We start from the raw sequence: 18,686 nt of genomic DNA on the forward strand, positions 1-18,686 counted from the left end.
CCGCCGTGCTCAGCGCCCCGAGTCGACCAGGGCCTGGGAGACTGCCCGGACGCTGCGCGCGATGTGCTGGAGCTGCATTACCTCCGCCGCGTACAGCTTGATCGTGTGCTCGATGACCGACTCGGGCAGGCCGAGCGCGGGCAGATCGGCGCGGGCGGTCTGCAGCGCGGTACGCGCGACCCGGATCTCGTGCTGCACCTGGATCTGCGCATGGCGGGCCAGGAGCACGGGGTGGCGGATCAGGGCCGGATAGCTGCCGTAGCGGGCCGGTACCAGCTCGCGGAGCCACTTGGCCGCCGAGCGCTCCCAGTCGTAGGAGCCGGGCGTCTTGACCTGGCACGGCCAGTCCGGGCTGATGCGCGTGGTCGTCAGTTGCATGATCATCGCTTCCGGGTGTGCGGCGTCGTGTGGGGTGGTCCGACGGGGGCGGGCGGCCCCGGTCTAGGGGATGACCGGGGCCGCCAAGGGCGCTCGCAGAGGCGAGGCCCGAGCGAACACCCTGGGCGCCGACGCGGGTAGGAGACGGCGGCTTCGGGTGTCCGTGCAGGAGCCCGGGAGAGCAGACGGTGCCGGCGCGGCGGATGGTGCAGGCGCATGGGCGGACCGTCGGCTTTCTCCGGGCGATGCGGGTGGGGACGGGGGTGCGGAACGTGTCCCGGAGTGGGCCGGTGCGCGATCCGTGAGAAGTATTTATATATGCCGTCCGGTTTGCAAGAAGCATGAAAACATTCATGCGCAGTATGTTGCGAAAGGTCCCTTTGTAATTCCGCTGTAACACCGGATCGGTCGCGGACGCCGGAACGGTCGCGGACGCAGGATCAGTCGCGCAGGAAGAACTGGTGCTGGTCGGAGATCTGCTCGTACTCCTCGAGCCGCGCCTGGGTGCGCTCGGGATCGGCGTCGGTCATGGCCTGCAGCAGCGCGGCGGCGATCACGCCGGGCGCCGCGTAGGAGTCGAAGACCAGGCGGGAGCCGGTGCCGGTGGCGAGGACGACGTCCGCCTCGTCGGCCACGAGCCCCAGCGCCAGGTCCGTGACCAGGGCGACCTTCAGCCCGGCGCTGCGCGCGACCCGTACGGCCGTGAGGGTCTCCTGGGCGTGCCGGGGCATCGAGAACGCCAGCACCCACGTCCCACCCGCCTCACGCGACTGCAACAGCGCGTCATAGGCGACGCTGCCACCCCGGGTCACCAGCCGCACGTCCGGGTGGATACGGCGCGCGGCGTAGGCGAAGTACTCGGCGAGCGAGACCGAGATGCGCAGCCCGAGGACGGTCAGGGGAGCGGAGGACGCCAGCTTGCGGCCGAGCTCGATCAGCTGGTCGGGGTCGGCGAAGTCGCGCCGCAGGTTCTCCAGGTTCTCGATCTCGGCGTCGACCGCCGCCTGCAGTTCGTTGCTGCCGTTCTCCTCGGTCGCGGCGGGGCCGCCGGCCAGGGTGCCGAGGGCGATCGACTGCAGCTTCTCGCGCAGCGCGGGGTAGCCGCTGAAGCCGACCGCCGCGGCGAACCGCGTCACCGAGGGCTGGCTCACGCCGACGCGTTCGGCGAGGTCGGTGATCGAGAGGAACGCCGCTTCGGTGATGTGCTCGATCAGGTACTGGGCGATCCGCCGCTGGCCGGGGGAGAGGCGGGGCCGGTCGAAGAGTGTCCTGAGCTGGGAGGCCGGGGCGGCCTCGGCCTCCGGAGCCGTCTTGCCCGAGGTGATCGCGGACGCCTGTGCGCGTGCCTGCTGCGGCGATGACACCGGTGCGCCTCCTTTGTCTCCCACAGTGCTTCAACATAGCCCACACACCGTTGTGACCAGGGCTTGTACGGGGGTATCCGGCGCCGGCAGACGGTTCCTCAGATTGCCCGCCGAGACCTGGTGGCACCCCTCACCGGCGATAGATCGTGATCGAATGCCCGACGTCGTCGACCGGACGACTGCTGCGGATCAACGCGGCCAGCCGGCCCTGCGCCTTGGCCACCGCCGAGTCCGACACCACCAGCAGCCCGCGCACCCGACGCGCGGGCACCTTGCGCGGATCGGACGCGTCGATGCCGTAGTACGACGGCACTCCGCTGCCCTTGTACACCAGCCAGATCCGCTCGCCCCGGTATCGCTCGTGCAGCCGGTCGGCGAGCCGGCCCAGGTCCTGGCCCCAGTCCACGTTGGAGTCGTGCAGCCGCAGATGCGTCTTGGTGGGACCGCCGAACGCCTCGTTGGAGTACGGCAGATAACAGGGATACGTCAGCAGCGAGCTGACCGCGACGAACAGCACCAGCGCTCCCGTCACGAGCGGCGCCCACCGCCACCGCACGGCAAGCACACAGCCCGCGGCCACCGCCAGGAACATCGGCACGAAGACCGCGTACCGCGTCCCGAAGTCCCGCGACCCGGTCATGGCCGCGGCCAGCAGCACACCGGCCGGCACCAGCACATACGGCGCAGCGGGCCGCAGCCGCCGCACCGCCACCAGCACCACGGCCCCGGCGGCCCACAGGCCGAGCATGCCGAGTGGCGTCTTCACCAGCAGCGCGGCCGGCAGGTAGTACCAGCGGGACCCGGTGTACAGATGCCCGAACAGGAAGCCCTGCCACGGGTAGTTCTCGAGACCGAACTGGACGCGCATCCCGTCACGGTAGGACGCCGGGAACGGCAGCAGCCGCACGAGCAGCCCCTTCAGCCCGTGCACCGCGGGCACGGGCTGCTCCGGCGACCACCGCAGCCTCGGATCGACCACCAGATACGACACCCATACGACAGCGACGGCGGCCACCGCCACGACGCCGGCACCGAGGGCCGCGCGCGCCGACCCCCTGCGCCGGTCCCCGGATCCCGCGCACCACACCGACCAGGCGGCCAGCGCCAGCAGCACCGGAACCGCCGGGAGCACGCTCATCTTGGTCGCCAGCCCCGCCCCGAGCGCCACCCCGGCCAGTGGCACGTACAGCCGGGGCCGTCGGCGCGCCCGCCACAGCAGCCACGCCGAGGTCAGCACGAACCCGGCCGCGGGCACGTCGAGCGTGGCCAGCGATCCGTGCGCGATCACATCGGGGGAGAAGGCGTACAGGGCGAGCGCCGTCAACCCGGCGGCGGCGCCCGCGAGTTCACGGGCGAAGGCGAACACGACCAGCCCGAACAGGAGCGTCAGCACGATCACCGGGAGGCGCGCCCAGAACATCAGCCGCCATGGATCGTTGCCGGACTCGTACAGCAGATGCCTGCCGAACTGTCCCTGATCGCCCTTGTACGAGGTGTCGACGTGCGGGCCTGCGACCGCCACCCCGACGGCGATGACCAGCTTGCCGAGCGGCGGGTGCTCGGGGTTGAGACGCACCCGGTGCTCGTGCAGATAGTCGGCGGCCGTGGCGACGTAGACGGGCTCGTCGATCGTCGGGGTCTGCTGCACGGCGGTGGTGACCATCGCCGCAGCCATCTGGGCCAGCAGCACGACGACGAGGAGCGGCAGCAGCCACCGCCTGCGCGGGCGGGGCGACCGCTCGGGGGCCGTCGCCCGCGGCGGCGGGCGTTCCTCGTCGTCGTGTGTGCCCGGCTCGAGGACCGAGTGTTGTTCGTGCGCCATCATCCGCCCCGCGGTGACACGGACCGCGAGGGGGCGGGAGCGATCCGGACCCATCCCATGGGCCCTACTGTCGCATCAGCTCCCGCCTCCCGGGCGTTACCGCTTCAGGAGTCGTACCGACAGACCTTCCGTCGTGTAGACGGGTACGGCCCGCAGCCGGTCCGAGTTCAGCTCGATGCGGTCGAACTGGCCGCGCAGTCCCGCAGCGGACAGGACGCGCACCGTGCGGCCCGCGGCAGGCGGCCTGTCGGCGTCGAGGTGCAGCGTCAGGACGCTCCCCATGCCCAGCACCGCCCGGCGTGTGACCTCGAGGGCGGGCTCGTGGCCCGAGCGGAGTGTCACTTCCAGCGCGCCGGACTCCTGCGCGTACACGCCGTGCACCCGCACGGGCCGCTGCAGCCGCAGCGTGCCGCCCGACACCCGGACCTCGCCGTGGCCCAGCGCGTGGGACGAGGCGGCGACCAGTACGCCGTCCTTCACGAGCGTGCCGCCCGTGTACTTGTTGTGGCCGGTCAGGGTGAGCGTTCCGGTGCCCCGCTTGGTCAGGCCGGCGTCGCCGCAGATGTCGTTGCGCCAGCTGTCGGCCGCACCGAAGCCACCCGCCGCCGCGTCCAGCGTGACGGTCACGTCGGAGTCGAAGGCGCCGTAACCGTCCGCCGCGGCGAACAGGTTCAGCCGCCCCCACTGCTCGAAGCCGTCCAGCAGCACATACCCGGAGGGCAGCGCGGTCGTGCGCAGCACCTCGCGCCGCTGGTCCGCGTCCAGGTACGGCAGGCGCGTCTCCAGCAGCACCTCCGCGCCCTTCGGCACGGTCAGCGGCTCGCTGCGGCCGTGGCGGGTCAGCACGTACGTCAGCCGGGGCCGGACCGCACAGGCGTTGGCGTCCCGGTCCGCGTACGGGTCGGTGCCGTCCGAGTGCGCGTAGGCATAGAGGGTGTCGGCCGTGGTGCCGGTCTGCGCCTCGAAGTAGGCGAGGGCCTGGGCGCGGGCGGCGGCCTTGAGGGCGGCGTTCGCCGGGTCGGCCAGGGTGGCGGCGGCCAGGGCGGTGGCCATGATGCGGCCGCCCATGACGTCGACCGGCGAGTGCATGCCCGCCATGATCCGGGTGTGGCTGAGCTCGAGGGCCCGTGTCACCAGCTCCTGGAAACGCTCCGGTACGGCGTATGCGTAGGCCAGGCCCGCCAGGTGGAAGGCGTTGGTGTGGCCGCTGGGGAAGCCGCCGTCGTCCGTGGGGGACGTGCTGCGCTGGCGCAGCAGCTGGGGCGCCACGACCACCTCGGAGTCGTAGACGGGGTAGCCGAGTGCGTCCTTCGCCCCGGTGTCGACGACCTCGCTGTCCTCGTTCATGCGCCACGGACGTGGGTACTGGTAGGCGTACTTGGACGGGTTGCCCGACGCCCAGTTGCCGCGCACCGTGTCGACCAGTTCGGCCACCTTGCCCAGCGCGGAGTCGTGCGAGCCGGCGCCGAGAGCGGAGCCGGCCGGGGCGTCCGCGGGCACCGCGTCGTCGATCTTGGCGGGCGGTGTGCCGTCCGGTGCGCTCGTGATCGACGTGACGGCCTTGGCGCCCGCCTTGTACAGGTCGGCCAGCGGACCGAGGCCCGCGATCATCGCGTAGCTCTGGTGCTGGCGGTCGTAGAGGAACGCCTCCTTCGCCTGCGCGTCCGTGCGCGCGCCGGTGATCCAGGCGCAGTAGCGCATGTTGGCGCGCAGTATCTCGGGCCGCAGGGGCGTGCCGGTGTTCCAGGCGCCACCGGTCTTCCATATCTGCGCGAACCCGCCGAGCGCGCGGACGACCGCGTTGGTCTCGGGCGTGAGGTTCGTCGGGAGGTTGGTCTTGTAGTCGTCGACGAACGCCGCGGGCGTCGTGGCGGCCTTGGCGTCGGCGGCACCCAGCCACGAGACGAAGGTGGGCGCGGCCAGCACCCCGGCCGAGGCGCCGAGCGAGGTCTTGAGGAACCCCCGCCTGTTGACGGCGAGTCGACCGGCCTTCGAGGAGGAGCGGTGCCCGGCAGGTGACGGCATGCGTGTGCCTCTCTTCAGTTCTTCGGCCGTGCGGCCGGGGAGGAGATCGTGCGATCAGAGGTGTCCCGCGGGACGCATGAGATGTGCGATTCCGGTGCGTCCCGTGAGGCTTTGAGCGAAGATCTACGGCCGGGTCCTGTCCCGTCGGCGATAACCCGGCGGCCGTGACGTGTCGTGTGCGTGAACGGGGGCCGACCGGTTCACCGGATCGAACGGGCCAGTGCCACCGCACCCTCCACCGGCGGTGCGCGCAGCGGCTGCGGACGTGCTCCCGGCACGGACCTCGCGAGCGCTGTCGCGAACGCGCCGTACAGGGAGGCCTGGGCGAGGACGGTGCTGCCCGCGACCACCACGTCGTCCACCACGACCCCGCGCGCGGCGAGCCGTTCCACGAGCGTGGCCAGCGCACGGCCGGCCTCGGTGATCACCGCACGGGCGAGCGGCGAGCCCGCCTCGGCGGCCGCGAACACGACCGGCGCATGCCGGCCCCACTGGGCGGAGACGTCCGTGGCGCTCTCCAACGCGGCGCCGAGCGCCGGTACTTCGGAGACGTCGAAGGATGCGAGAAGACCCCGGGCGAGTGCGTCGGGTTCCTCCCCGCGGTCGTGCGCCGCCCATGCGGCCCGTGCGGCCTCGCGGACGAGACCGGCCGCGCCGCCCTCGTCGCCGAGCACCGCACCCCAGCCGCCGACCTGGACCGAGGTCCCCTCGGCGAGCCGGCCCACCGCGACGGAACCGGTGCCGGCGACCAGGCCGACGCCCTTGTCCAGTCCCGCGGCGGGCACGAGCAGCTCGGCGTCGCCCACGACCAGCGCGGGCGCGCCGAAGTGCTCGTGCAGGGCGGTACGTATTTCGGCGCACTGGCGCGGAGTCTCACAGGCGTGCCCGCCCACGGCCACGGCCGCCGGGCGTGCGCCCTGCGGCAGCGCCTCGGCGACCAGCGCGGCCAGCCAGCGGGCGGCGGCCAGGGGGTCGTGCGGCCGCCAGCCGCTGCTCGTCCGGACATGATCGGCGACAAGCTCCGTACCGGCGTAGGCACGCAGATGTGTCTTGGTGCCACCCACGTCTATACCGACCACGAGGGGCGTGAAGTCCTGCACGGAACCTCTTTCGTCATTGCGCTGAACAACGCCGGTCCGGGAGCGCCCCGAAGGGGCGCGGGGAACTGCGCGACCAGCCACGACGGCGCCGCATACGACCGACGGACCCATGCGGCACTCCAGCGGAGCGCTCGGTAGGCGAACCGTGCCTGAAATTACGGGAGTTGGTGAACTAGGGAAGCCCCGGGACGGGCTTCTGGCGGACACGGCAGGCGAGTACCGTGAAGTTCGTTAGGAAGTTAACTAACGAAGTACAGTGCGTCAAGAGGCATCGCGCACTCGACCACTGAGCGGCCCGTGACCCGTGGGAGAACTGTGATACACGACGTGGCGGAAGCCCCCCGTCTGACCGAGAGCGCAAGCGCGGTATTCGCCGTGCTCGCCGAGGCGGGCAGCGCGACCCGGCCGCAGCTCGCAAGCCTGGCGGGCCTTTCCAAACCCACCGTGTCCTCCGCCGTCGCGGAGCTGGAGAGCGCCCGGCTGGCTGCCCACTCCGGCACCGCCTCCGGCGGCACGGGCCGTTCCGCCGCCGTCTACGGTCTCGGCCCTGCCGCCGGGGCCGTGCTCGCCGTCGACCTCGGCCCCGCCCTGACCAGGGTGCGCGGCTGCGCCCTGGACGGCACCCTGCTCGCCCAGGCCACCGGGACCCGGGAGGAGGCCGCCGACGTGGTGCGCGAGGCACTCGTCGCGCTGCCCGCCGGCGCCCCGCTGCGCACCGTCGTCGTCGCCGTCGGCGATGTCACCGCACGCGAGAAGGAGGGCGCCCGCATGCGCCCCGCCACGGCCAAGGCCGGACCCGTCTTCGACGCCATGGCCGTCGCCCTGCCGCCGGGCGTTCCCGTCCATCTCGAGAACAACGTCAACTGCGCCGCGCTCGCCGAGCTGCACGAGGGCGCCGCGCGCGGCCGCCACACCTTCGGCTATCTGCGGATCGGCGTCGGTATCGGCCTCGGCATCGTGGTCGGCGGGCAGGTGCTGCGCGGAGCCAACGGCGCCGCCGGTGAGCTGGCCCGGCTGCCCTACCCCTGGGACGACGGCCGTGAGCCGCGCCACGAGGCCCTGGAGGAGTACATCGGCGCCCGCTCGCTGCTGCGGCGGGCCGCCGAGGCCTGGCCGTACGAGGACGGGCCGTGTCCGCGCACCGCCGAGCAGCTCTTCGCCCTGGCGGGGGAGGGGCGGGCGGCGGCCCGCGCTGTGATCGGCCGCCATGCCACCGACGTCGGCCGTCTCGCCGCCGCCGTGACCGCCGTACTGGACCCGGGGCTGATCGTCCTGGGCGGCAGCACCGGCGCGGACCCGCAGGTACTGCCGGGTGTGCGGGCCGAACTCGCCCGGCTGAGCTGGCCCACCGAAGTCGTCAGCAGCACCGTCGGGGATCTCGGCACGGTCGTGGGCGCCGCCCGGCTCGCGGTCTCCCGAGGAGTCCAAACCGTGACCGAGGCCGCGGGGGCGAAGGATTGACGGCCTCCGACTCGATCTGCCAATGTCCGGACAAGCGCTTTCTAAGTCGGCCGGGATGCCGACTCAGGGTGAGCCTCCCGCCCGTACGCGAAGTACGGCAGCCGCACGAGGGCGTGCTTGTGCGACGACGGCCCTCATGGCCGGGGACCCCACCCGCTCAAGGAGCGACGCGGCCGGGCGAGGCCGCGCCCCCGGAAAGTGAAATTTCCTGCAAAATGCACCCGTGCCGCCTCGGCTGGCGCCGTGCTCCGTCCAGTACGACGAAAAGGGATGAAAATGACCAGTGTGGGTGTGCGGCGCTCCCGCCGACTCGGCCGCGGCGGCATACGCCGTGTGGTTCCCCTCGCTGCCGTGGCCACGGCAGGTGCCCTTCTCCTCACCGCCTGCGGCGGGTCGGGGTCCAGCTCGGGCGGGACCTCCAAGTCGCTGACGTTCTGGATCTCCACGGTTCCGGGGCAGGACGCGGGCTGGAAGAAGCTGGTGGCGCAGTACAAGAAGGAAGACGGCGTCTCCGTCAAGCTCGTCAACATCCCCTACGACGGCTACACGACGAAGCTGCACAACGCCGCGCAGGCGAACTCCCTGCCCGACGTGGCGGCGGTGCCGGCGCTGGACCCGATCTGGTCGAGCAAGCTGATCGATCTCAGCTCCATCGCCAACAACAAGAGCAACAACATCAACGCCAACTTCCTCGCCAAGGACTCGTCCGGGAAGGTGCTGTCCATCCCCTCGGACGTCACCGCCTCCGGCCTGTTCATCAACAAGACGCTGTTCAAGAAGGCCGGCGTCTCCTTCCCGACCTCGCCCCAGAAGACCTGGACCTGGGACGACTTCATCGCCGCGGCGAACAAGGTCCGGGAGAAGACCGGCGCCAAGTACTCCCTGACCTTCGACCAGTCACCCTCGCGGCTGCGCGCCATGGTGTACGAGATGGGCGGCAAGTACGTCCACGCCGACGACTCCGGCAAGTTCTCGGTGGACGCGGCGACCAAGAAGGCCGTGAACACCTTCGTCGGATGGAACGACGACAAGACCATGCCGAAGTCGGTGTGGACCAGCGGCGCCGACCCGTCCGCCATGTTCCAGAGCGGTGACGTGGTCGCGTACTGGTCCGGCGTGTGGCAGGTCGCCTCCTTCGCGGACAGCATCAAGAAGTTCGAGTGGGCCAGCGTCCCGACCCCCGCCCAGCCGGTGCAGGCCAGTGACGTCAACAGCGGCGGCATGGTGGTCGGCTTCAACAACAACGGCGACGCGTCCAAGGCCGCGACGAAGTTCCTGTCCTGGCTGTACGAGCCGGCCCACTACAAGGCGCTGTGCGAGGCGTCCGGGTTCCTGCCGGTCGAGAGCGGTCTGAACCCGACGTACCCCTTCAAGTCGGAGGCGGCGCAGGCGGCGTTCAAGCTCTACAACGAGGAGATCCCGCTCTACGCCCCCATCTCCGGCTACTTCAACGGCGCGCAGACGAACTGGGTGCTGAAGGGCAAGAGCATCACCGAGGACCCGACCAAGACGGAGCTCGGCAAGGCCATCAACGGCCAGCAGTCGGCCGACAAGGCCCTGCAGAACATCGTGGACGGCTACAACCAGCAGGTCGGCGGCGCATCGTAGACCACAGGTCCGGGCGGCGGCTCGAGACACCGCCGCCCGGACCTGGGCGCCCGCGTGATGCCGGGCTCATGGCCGTGAGCCCACCGGAATCCCTTCCACCAGCACGGAGTCAGGAAGATGACAAAACGCGCCTCGGACGTGTCTGTGAGCCCGCCGAGTCCGCCCAGGAGACGCAGTAAGTACACCCTTGCGCCGCTGGTCCTCATCGCGGCCAATGTCGTGCTCTTCTCGCTGTTCTTCGTCTGGCCGGCGGTGATCGGGCTCCTTTACTCGTTCACGAACTACACGGGCGTGGGGGCGTTCCAGTGGATCGGGCTGGACAACTACCACAACCTGTTCGGGGACTCCACGTTCTACGACGCGCTGACCCGGACGCTGCTGTACACCGTCCTCTTCGTCCCGCTGAACTTCGCGGTCTCGCTGCTCGCCGCCAACCTGGTGGTGAGCAAGTACGCCAAGGGCGGGTCGGTCGCCCGTGTCATCTTCTTCATCCCCTGGCTGCTGTCGCCCATCGTCGTGGGTGTCCTGTGGCGGTGGATGTTCGGCGAGAACTTCGGACTGGTCAACTACGTCATCGAGAAGTTCGGCGGAGACGCCGTTCCGTGGCAGTCGAACGCGGACCTCTCGCTGCTCGTGGTGGTGATGGCGGCGGCCTGGACCTGGACGGGCTTCACCATGCTGCTGTTCATCGCGGCCATCAAGAACGTACCGGTGTCGTACTACGAGGCCGCCTCGCTCGACGGCGCCGGCCCCTGGCGCCAGTTCTTCAGCATCACCCTGCCGAGCATCGCGCCCACCTCGTTCATCGTGATCCTGCTCAACACGATCAACGCGATGAAGGAGTACCCGGTGTTCGTCGCCCTCAACAACGGCGGCCCCGGAACGTCGAACAACCTGCTCGTCCAGTACATCTACGAGACCGGCTTCAAACGGGGCCAGATCGGCTACGCGAGCGCCGCGTCGTTCGTGCTCATGCTCATCCTGATGGCCGTCGCGATCGTCCAGCTGATCGTCAACCGGCGGGTGGAGAACCGATGACAACCACAGACATCCCGCGCCCGGCCGACATCGACTCCGGACGGAGAGTCTCCAAGAAGCGGCCCCGCAGCGCGGCCACCGGCGGGCTCCGGCAGGCAGTGTCCGCGACGACACTGCTGTGGATCATGGCGTGCCTGTACGGGTTTCCGGTGCTGTGGTTCGTCCTCAGCTCCCTCAAACCGTCCAGTGACCTGTTCTCCTATCCGCTGACGCTGGTCCCGCACAACCCCACCCTGTCGGGATTCAAGGCAGCGTGGGACAGCGCCAACTTCTCCCAGTACTTCATCAACACGGCCATCGTGTGCGTGATCACGACGATCCTCACGGTGGGTGTCAGCTGCTGCACCGGGTACGCGCTGGCCAAGTACGACAACAAGTGGCTCAAGGCCTTCTTCCTCTGCATCCTGGCCACCACGATGCTGCCGGGCGAGGTCATGCTTGCCCCGGAGTTCCTGGTGGTCCGCAACCTCGGCCTCTACAACTCGTTCGCCGGCATCATCCTCCCGGCGGTGCTCACCGCGACCGGATGCTTCATGTTCCGCCAGTTCTTCCTGACCGTTCCCGACGAACTCGTGGAAGCCGCACGCATCGACGGCGCCCGAGAACTGTCGATCTTCCTGCGGATCATGGTGCCGCTCTCCCGGCCCATCATGCTGACCCTCGCCATCCTGTCCTTCCAGTGGCGGTGGAACGACTACATCTGGCCGCTGCTGATGCTCAACGACCCCAACAAGTTCACCGTGCAGATCGGCATCCAGAGCATCGTCGGCGCGCAGAACATCAACTGGTCGGTCCTGCTCGGCGCATCGGTGATCTCCATGATCCCGCTGATCGCCATCTTCCTGGTCTTCCAGCGCTACGTCATGGGCGCCGACATCAACGCCGGACTGAAGGACTGACCTTGCCCACCCCGCTCGACCACGAGTTCGTCCGGACGGCGGCCCGCGCCGCCGATCGGGTGGCCGCCCCGCTGGCGGCCCGCCGCGACGAGGACCTCACCTGCGTGACCCACCGCGCTCTGGCACGCCGGGCGAAGACCCTGGTCGCGGCGTACCGTTCCCCGGACTCGGCACTGCACGGCAGCAGTCAGGCCGTCGCCGCCGCGACGAACCACCTTCGCGCCCTCCGGGCCGCGCAGACCGCCACCGGCCTGTTCGCCGGCGGCGACAACGTGCAGTCACCGCCGGACTCCGCGTTCACCGTCAACGACGTGTGCGACGCGCACGTCCTCGCCGCCGGGGCGGGACCGGAACTGCGCGAGGTCACGGCCGCGCTCGCCGACATCGCCGGCGCCGCCACCGGCAGCCTCCTGACCGGTGGGGTGCACACCCCGAACCACCGCTGGGAGCTGTGCGCGGCGCTGGCCCGGCTGCACCGGTCGTTCCCCGACGGCCGGCTGCTCGACCGCATCGAGGAGTGGCTCGCCGAGGGCGTCGACATCGACGCGGAGGGCCTGTACTCGGAGCGGAGCGCCAACTACGCGGCCCACGTGTCCAACCCGTCGCTCCTGCTGCTGGCCGACGTGCTCGGCCGCGCCGACCTGCGGGACGCAGTCGAACGCAACCTCGCCACGACCCTGGACCTCATCAGGCCGGACGGCACGGTGGAGACCGTCCATTCGCGACGGCAGGACCAGAACCACTCGTTCCCGCTGGCGCCCTACCTTGCGCACTACCGACTGCTCGCGATCCGCACCGGCCGGGGCGACTTCGCCCGGGCGGCACGGCTGGCGGCCACCGGCGGCATCGACGACCCCGACCTGCTCGCCCAGACCCTCCTCGCCCCGGACCTGTGCCGCGCCCTGCCGGCCCCGGCCGCGGAGACCCTTCCGCGCGACCGGTACCTCACCACCGCGCGCCTGGCCGCACGCGCCTCGGCCGACGCGCACACGGTGGTGTACGGCGGCTCCGACGTGCCCGAGCACCGGCGCATCCGCTCGGGCCTCGCCTGCAATCCCACGTTCCTGCGCCTGTTCGCCGGAGACGCCGTTCTCGAAGCGGTCCGCCTCTCGCGAGGATTCTTCGACCTCGGCCCCTTCCGCGCCGCCGACATGCAACAGCTCGCCGAGAACCGGTACCTGCTCACCGAAACCCTCACGGCCGCCTACTACCAGCCGCTGCCGCCGGACCGGCGTCGGGACGACGGCGCCTACCGTGTGGCGGACGAGGGACGCTTCTCGGCCGCGATGGCCTTCCCCGACCGGCCTCGGGACGAGGTCTCACACACGACCCGGATCGAGGTGGATCTCAGGGACGACGGCGCCGACCTGCGGATCGACATCAGCGGACCACGGGTGCCCTGGGCCCTCGAACTGACCTTCCGGCCGGGCGGCGTACCAGAGGGCGCCGTACCGATCGGCGACGGACTCTGGTGCCTGACGACCGGGCCGACGACCTACCGGGTCGGTGACGACGAGATCCGGGTCGAGGCCGACGTCGAGGCAGGTGAACCTCTTGCCGGGCCGGATCGGAGCGACGTACTGCGGTACGACCCGGGGCAGGACTACACAGTGGTGGGCGGCACGGACGCCACGAACGGGAACCGCGTCTACCTCGGTGGGCACGGCCCGCAGACCCTGACCGTCGCACTGCGCGCCCGTCGGCCCGCACCTGTCGTGTGACCCCGACGACCCACGCCACGGCCACCTCAGGCATGAAGGGCTGATCCCCCGTGCACCTCCTCCACCAGCGCGGCCCCCTGCACGACCTCGCCGACACCCCCGAGGCCTACGACGCCGTCCTCGCCGACGTGGTCGAGCAGGCCCTGCGGCGGATGACGCCGGAGGGCAACCTCGAACACCCCGACTGTCTGGACGACATCGGCGACACCTCCCTGGGCATCACGTCCCTGCTGGTGCTCGCCCTGCAGCGCACCAAGGACCCGAGGCTGCCGGAAGCGGTGCACCGCAGCCTCGCCTTCCATCTGAACGAGCGCGTCTACACCGAGGACAACCCCGGCTACCCGAACCTGACGATCCGAAACTCGGGCTTTCCGTACGCCCGTTACGTCCTGGAGGCGGGCGCCCACCCCATCGGCGACTGGCCGAGCACGGTGTGGGCGCTGCTCCAGGCGGTCAACATCCTCGACGCACCCGACGGCCTGGTCGATGCCGACCGGCGCACCCAACTGCTCGACGTGGCGCGGGGTTACTGGCGCTGGCTGACCGAGGCGACTTTCTTCAACCCGCAGGAGGCCGGCAACCAGGCCATCGGCTGCGTCGTCGGCGGCCTGATGCTGGCACGCCATCTCCCGCCGGAGGAAGGGGAGTTGGTTCGGTCCCGGGCGATCGGCCTGTACACCGACGAGATCCGCGCCCACCGGGTACGCGACCGGGGCGCCCTGCTGCCTCCCGAGCACGGCGGCGCCTACGACAACAACTACGGCCCGATCTCCCTCTCCTTCCTCGCCCAGGCCCACCGGGTCAGCGGCGAGGAGATCTTCGCGGAGGACGGCGACGCCCTCGCCCGCTACATCGACGCCCGCCTCACGGGCGGCGGCTTCGACAATGGTGGTCCCCGCTACAGCGAGCAGCACTCCGGCTTCGAGTCGGTGCTCGGCCTGCGCTACTTCAGCCGTCGTATCGGCTCCGACCTGGGCCGTTACCGTGGTGACACCCGCTGGGGGCGACACGCGGCCAAGCCCGACGGCGGGGTCGACGGGCACTTCGCCTGGATGCTGGTCTGGCAGATCCAGGACCCCACACGCTGGCACCGCACGCCCTCGACCGAGCCCGTGCGCCACCAGCTCCGGGCGGGCACTGTCTCGGTGGCCTTCGACAACCGTATGACCCCGTCGGTCGTCGAGGTGGGCGGCACCTACTACCTGCCGGCGGCCGTGAACCGGCAGCACGGCTTCGGCCCGGTGCTGGACGGATTCGTGTTCTGCCGTCCCATGGGCGAGGTCCGGGTGAGGGACGTGCGCACCGACGGTCTGGCCGCCAAGCTGGTCACCAAGCCGGTGGTCGGCCGCGACCACGTCCTGAGGCACGTGCGGTCCCTGTACGTCACCGACGGCACGAGCCTGTGGACGACGGTCGCCGTGGAACGCCTGCCCAAAGAGCCGTATCTGCTCGCCGGCCTGCCCTACGCGGCCGACGACGGCGACCGGGTGCGCCGGACGGCCGAGGGCGCGGTCGCGTCGGCCGGTACCCTCCGTCTGACCCACCCGCAGGAGCAGGGCGCGGAGCACTTCGACGCCCGATCGGAACTCACCCAGGAACAGGCGGCGTTCGCGCTCGCCGCCGACCCGCGCGGCTACGGCAACCCCGACGACGGCTGGCGCCACCTGGTGAGCTCCACCGCCCTGGAGGCGGGCCCGCTCCCGGGCGCACCGGACGACCTGCACGTGTTCGCCGTACGGTACGGCTCCACGGCGCCGCTCACGATGTCGGTCGAACGGGACGGGGCAGGGCTGCGCATCGGTACGACCGCCTTCACCGCGGTGATCGGCGCCGACGACGAACGGGGGGAGCCGGAGCTGACGCTGCGCGCGGTCAGCTCTTGAGGGCGAGTTCACCCACCGGCACCACCAGGTCCGCCCGGTCGCGGGTCGCGGCGACCAGCTCCGCATTGCGCTGGTCGCTGCGCAGCACCCACTCCACCGCCTCCTCGTGCCCCTTGCCGAACTCCTCGTGCCGGGCGATCAGCCGGCGGAGGCGTTCTTCTTCGTCCAGTTCGCAGAACCACACCTCGTCGAGCCGGCTCCGGACCCGGGGCCAGGCTCCCGTGTCCAGCAGCAGGTAGTTGCCCTCCGTCACCACCAGCCGGGCCGTCGGTGGCACCGGGACGGCGCCCGCGATCGGCTGCTCCAGCACCCGCTCGAACCCCGGCGCGTACACCACGTCGCCTTCTTCGTTCTCCTGCAGACGGGCCAGCAGCGCTGCATACCCGGCCGCGTCGAAGGTGTCCGGTGCTCCCTTGCGGTCCCGGCGGCCGAGCCGGTCCAGCTCGACGTCGGCGAGGTGGAAGCCGTCCATGGGGACGTGCGCGACCCACGGCTGCCCAGCCGTCCCGTTCAGCTCCCGCACCAGGTTCTCCGCCAGGGTCGACTTGCCCGCACCCGGACCGCCGGTGATGCCCAGAACGGCGCGACGCCCGCCGCGGGGAAGAGCGCGGGCACGAGTCAGCAGATCGTCGAAAGTCAGCGGCACACGGCAGAGTCTGTCACCCGGGCGGCGGTGCGATGAACTGCGGCTGCGCGGGGAGTCGTCTCTCAGTACGGGGACAACGTCCGTCATGAGGAAGGGAGCCGGTGCCGTGGCCGACGACGCAGCGAAGATCCGCACACTGATCGAGAAATGGGCCGAGGCCGTCCACCGCGGCGATCTCGACGGCGTCCTGGCCGACCACGCCGAGGACATCGTGATGTACGACGTCCCGCCGCCGCACCAGGGCCTGCACGGCATCGCCGCCTACCGCGCGACCTGGCCGCCGTTCTTCGCCTGGCAGGCCCAGGGCGCCTGCTTCGACATCGAGTCCCTGGACGTCACCGCCGGCACCGACGTCGCCTACGCGCACGCACTCCTGCGCTGTGCGACGCCGCAGGAGCTGGCCGAACACCCCACGCTCCGCCTGCGGTTGACGCTGGGCCTGCGCAAGGAGCGGGACCGCTGGCTGGTGGCCCACGAACACCACTCGTTCCCCCACGACTGACGGGCCGGCGGGCTCCCGTGCGCGGTACGGGCGTTTCCCGCGGTCCCGGTTCAGGTAGGAGTCGGATGTCGGGCCGACGAGGAGGGGGAGTGGCATGACCGCAAGTGACATGGACGGCCGGTTGGGGGAGGAGTTCTTCACTCCGGGGACCGCGTCCTTCACCGACTTCCTGGCCGCCCACCGCCCCGAACTGCTGCCCACCCGGCCCCCCTTCGCCGACGGCGTCCGCGCCGAGCCGGGCCGGTTCCCGCACGGCACCACCGTGCTTGCCCTCGCCTTCTCCGACGGTGTGCTGATCGCCGGCGACCGCCGCGCCACGATGGGCAACCTCATCGCACAGCGCGACCTCGAGAAGGTGCACCCCGCGGACGACTACACCGCGGTGGCCTTCGCCGGCTCCGTCGGACTCGCCCTGGACATGGTGAAGCTGTATCAGGTCGAGCTGACGCATTTCGAGAAGATCGAGGGCATCCCGATGACCCTCAACGCGAAGGCGAGGCGCCTGGCCGGCATGATCCGGCAGAACCTCGGCCAGGCCATGCAGGGTCTCGCCGTCGTACCGCTCCTGACCGGCTACGACGAGGCGGCCCCGGACGGTGAGAAGGGCCGCATCTTCAGCTTCGACGTCGCCGGGGGTCTGTACGAGAAGACGGATTTCCACGCCGAGGGCTCCGGCTCGCCGTACGCCCGGGGCGCGCTCAAGAAGTTGTTCCGCAAGGGCATGGACCGGCGGGAGGCGGCCCTGGCCGCCCTGCAGGCGCTCTATGACGCGGCCGACGACGACTCCGCGACCGGCGGCCCGGACATCAACCGCCGTATCTTTCCCATCGTGTCCGTGATCACCAAGGAGGGCTTCGAGCGGCTGTCGGAGCCCGAGACGGAGGCGCTGAGCCGCGAGATGGTCGAGCAGCGCCGCAGCCGGCCGGACGGACCGACCGCCGCTCCCTGAGCGCGGGCCGGGCTTTCTTGTCTTTTCCCTTCCATGGGGAAGAGCTGCCGCGACCTTTGCTGCACATCATTTGCAAGTACAGGAGGATGGCATCAGGTTGCAGACCGCAGCCGCCGTGCACCCGAAGGAAGACCGCCCCGTATGACGGCCGCCCCCGACACCGCTCCGCCCCTCCCTGCCAAGGCCTCCGCATGGCACCGTGTCCGCACCTCGATGACACGGGAGGAGTGGACCAGGATCGGCGGGATGGCCGCCTTCGTGCTCGCCCTGCACGTCGTCGGCTGGTTCACGCTCGTCGGGATCGTCGCACCCGAGCACTACAGCGTCGGCCAGACGTCCTTCGGTGTCGGCATCGGTGTCACCGCGTACACGCTCGGCATGCGGCACGCCTTCGACGCGGACCACATCGCCGCGATCGACAACACCACCCGCAAGCTGATGGGCGAGGGACAGCGGCCCCTGTCGGTCGGCTTCTGGTTCTCGCTCGGGCACTCCAGCGTCGTCTTCGCCCTGGCGCTGCTGCTCTCCTTCGGCGTCAAGGCCGTGGCCGGCCCCGTCCGTGACGACAACTCCCGGCTCCACGCCATCACCGGACTGATCGGCACGACCGTCTCCGGGGCCTTCCTCTACCTCATCGCGATCATCAACATCGTGATCATGGCGGGGATCTGGAAGGTCTTCCGGCGGATGCGGTCCGGCGACTTCGACGAGGCGGCCCTGGAGGAGCAGCTGGGCAACCGCGGCTTCATGAACCGCCTGCTGGGCCGCGTGATGAAGTCGGTCACCAAGCCCTGGCAGATGTACCCGCTCGGCCTGCTCTTCGGTCTCGGCTTCGACACCGCCACCGAGATCGCGCTGCTCGTGCTGGCCGGCTCGGGCGCCGCCTCGGGACTTCCCTGGTACGCGATCCTGTGCCTGCCCGTCCTGTTCGCCGCCGGTATGTCGCTGCTCGACACCATCGACGGCTCGTTCATGAACTTCGCCTACGACTGGGCCTTCTCCAAGCCGGTCCGCAAGGTCTACTACAACCTCACCATCACCGGCCTCTCGGTCGCCGTCGCCCTGCTCATCGGCACCGTCGAACTCCTCGGACTGCTCGCCGGGAAGCTGCGTCTGCACGGTGCGTTCTGGGACTGGATCGCCGGCCTCGATCTCAACACCGTCGGCTTCGTCGTCGTCGGTCTGTTCTTCGCCACCTGGGTGGTGGCCCTGCTGGTGTGGAAGCTGGGCCGCATCGAGGAGAAGTGGACGGCGGACCTGTCCCGGCCCGAGGAGCAGCCCGCGGACTAG

Annotated in this window: 15 protein-coding genes; 9 read left to right on the top strand and 6 right to left on the bottom strand. The window is 70.5% G+C overall.

Going from position 1 to position 18,686, the window contains the following annotated elements; genetic code table 11:
* Positions 1–9: 9 nt before the first annotated feature.
* From EDD92_RS45530 to EDD92_RS45550, 5 genes are all read right to left on the bottom strand, one after another.
* Positions 10–384, bottom strand: coding sequence for a hypothetical protein (locus EDD92_RS45530; protein ID WP_123969705.1), 375 nt, complete (start codon positions 382–384; stop codon positions 10–12).
* A 434-nt stretch (positions 385–818) separates the two neighbouring features.
* Positions 819–1,742: a MurR/RpiR family transcriptional regulator gene (locus EDD92_RS45535; protein ID WP_180292416.1), complete on the bottom strand. Its 924-nt coding sequence runs from the start codon at positions 1,740–1,742 to the stop codon at positions 819–821.
* Between the two features lie 130 nt (positions 1,743–1,872).
* Positions 1,873–3,618 (bottom strand): glycosyltransferase family 39 protein, encoded by a 1,746-nt coding sequence (locus tag EDD92_RS45540; RefSeq protein ID WP_123969709.1) that lies wholly within the window; start codon positions 3,616–3,618, stop codon positions 1,873–1,875.
* Between the two features lie 42 nt (positions 3,619–3,660).
* Positions 3,661–5,589: a phosphatase PAP2 family protein gene (locus EDD92_RS45545; RefSeq protein ID WP_123969711.1), complete on the bottom strand. Its 1,929-nt coding sequence runs from the start codon at positions 5,587–5,589 to the stop codon at positions 3,661–3,663.
* A 200-nt stretch (positions 5,590–5,789) separates the two neighbouring features.
* Positions 5,790–6,689 carry an N-acetylglucosamine kinase gene (locus tag EDD92_RS45550; RefSeq protein WP_123969712.1) on the bottom strand — a complete coding sequence of 300 codons (900 nt, stop codon included), beginning with the start codon at positions 6,687–6,689 and terminating at the stop codon, positions 5,790–5,792.
* 327 nt (positions 6,690–7,016) lie between these two features.
* Between EDD92_RS45550 and EDD92_RS45555 the strand changes: the two genes are divergently transcribed.
* The 6 genes from EDD92_RS45555 to EDD92_RS45580 all read left to right on the top strand — a co-directional run bounded on the left by EDD92_RS45555 (position 7,017) and on the right by EDD92_RS45580 (position 15,299).
* A complete protein-coding gene (locus EDD92_RS45555; RefSeq protein WP_260327197.1) occupies positions 7,017–8,150 on the top strand; it encodes an ROK family transcriptional regulator in 1,134 nt (377 codons plus the stop codon).
* Between the two features lie 276 nt (positions 8,151–8,426).
* Entirely contained in the window at positions 8,427–9,758 is a 1,332-nt protein-coding gene (locus EDD92_RS45560) for an extracellular solute-binding protein (protein WP_123969716.1), read from the top strand.
* Positions 9,759–9,875: 117 nt separating this feature from the next.
* A complete protein-coding gene (locus tag EDD92_RS45565) occupies positions 9,876–10,796 on the top strand; it encodes a carbohydrate ABC transporter permease (protein WP_123969717.1) in 921 nt (306 codons plus the stop codon).
* Positions 10,793–11,695 carry a carbohydrate ABC transporter permease gene (locus EDD92_RS45570; protein ID WP_123969719.1) on the top strand — a complete coding sequence of 301 codons (903 nt, stop codon included), beginning with the start codon at positions 10,793–10,795 and terminating at the stop codon, positions 11,693–11,695. Before EDD92_RS45565 ends, EDD92_RS45570 begins: the two co-directional genes overlap by 4 nt.
* Before the next feature lie 2 nt (positions 11,696–11,697).
* On the top strand, positions 11,698–13,416 hold the full coding sequence (locus EDD92_RS45575) for a hypothetical protein (protein ID WP_123969720.1): 1,719 nt from the start codon (positions 11,698–11,700) through the stop codon (positions 13,414–13,416).
* Positions 13,417–13,466: 50 nt separating this feature from the next.
* Positions 13,467–15,299: a hypothetical protein gene (locus EDD92_RS45580; RefSeq protein WP_123969722.1), complete on the top strand. Its 1,833-nt coding sequence runs from the start codon at positions 13,467–13,469 to the stop codon at positions 15,297–15,299.
* Here the strand turns inward: EDD92_RS45580 and EDD92_RS45585 are convergent.
* Positions 15,289–15,945, bottom strand: a complete 657-nt coding sequence (locus EDD92_RS45585) for a nucleoside/nucleotide kinase family protein (protein WP_123969724.1) — start codon at positions 15,943–15,945, stop codon at positions 15,289–15,291. The genes EDD92_RS45580 and EDD92_RS45585 overlap by 11 nt on opposite strands.
* An 85-nt stretch (positions 15,946–16,030) precedes the next feature.
* Between EDD92_RS45585 and EDD92_RS45590 the strand changes: the two genes are divergently transcribed.
* From EDD92_RS45590 to EDD92_RS45600, 3 genes are all read left to right on the top strand, one after another.
* Complete coding sequence (locus EDD92_RS45590) at positions 16,031–16,447, top strand: SgcJ/EcaC family oxidoreductase (RefSeq protein ID WP_221268211.1); 417 nt, start codon at positions 16,031–16,033, stop codon at positions 16,445–16,447.
* Positions 16,448–16,541: 94 nt separating this feature from the next.
* Positions 16,542–17,396: a proteasome subunit beta gene (gene prcB, locus EDD92_RS45595; protein ID WP_123969728.1), complete on the top strand. Its 855-nt coding sequence runs from the start codon at positions 16,542–16,544 to the stop codon at positions 17,394–17,396.
* A 141-nt stretch (positions 17,397–17,537) separates the two neighbouring features.
* Entirely contained in the window at positions 17,538–18,686 is a 1,149-nt protein-coding gene (locus EDD92_RS45600; RefSeq protein ID WP_185124336.1) for a HoxN/HupN/NixA family nickel/cobalt transporter, read from the top strand.

The organism is Streptomyces sp. TLI_185 (assembly GCF_003814765.1).
Classification (GTDB): Bacteria; Actinomycetota; Actinomycetes; order Streptomycetales; family Streptomycetaceae; genus Streptomyces.

Excerpts from the sequence above, each read along its gene's own strand:
- EDD92_RS45530 (WP_123969705.1), bottom strand. The coding sequence starts at position 384 with ATGATCATGCAACTGACGACCACGCGCATCAGCCCGGACTGGCCGTGC.
- EDD92_RS45540 (WP_123969709.1), bottom strand. The coding sequence starts at position 3,618 with ATGGGTCCGGATCGCTCCCGCCCCCTCGCGGTCCGTGTCACCGCGGGG.
- EDD92_RS45545 (WP_123969711.1), bottom strand. The coding sequence starts at position 5,589 with ATGCCGTCACCTGCCGGGCACCGCTCCTCCTCGAAGGCCGGTCGACTC.
- EDD92_RS45560 (WP_123969716.1), top strand. The coding sequence starts at position 8,427 with ATGACCAGTGTGGGTGTGCGGCGCTCCCGCCGACTCGGCCGCGGCGGC.
- EDD92_RS45565 (WP_123969717.1), top strand. The coding sequence starts at position 9,876 with ATGACAAAACGCGCCTCGGACGTGTCTGTGAGCCCGCCGAGTCCGCCC.
- EDD92_RS45570 (WP_123969719.1), top strand. The coding sequence starts at position 10,793 with ATGACAACCACAGACATCCCGCGCCCGGCCGACATCGACTCCGGACGG.
- EDD92_RS45590 (WP_221268211.1), top strand. The coding sequence starts at position 16,031 with ATGAGGAAGGGAGCCGGTGCCGTGGCCGACGACGCAGCGAAGATCCGC.
- prcB (WP_123969728.1), top strand. The coding sequence starts at position 16,542 with ATGACCGCAAGTGACATGGACGGCCGGTTGGGGGAGGAGTTCTTCACT.
- EDD92_RS45600 (WP_185124336.1), top strand. The coding sequence starts at position 17,538 with ATGACGGCCGCCCCCGACACCGCTCCGCCCCTCCCTGCCAAGGCCTCC.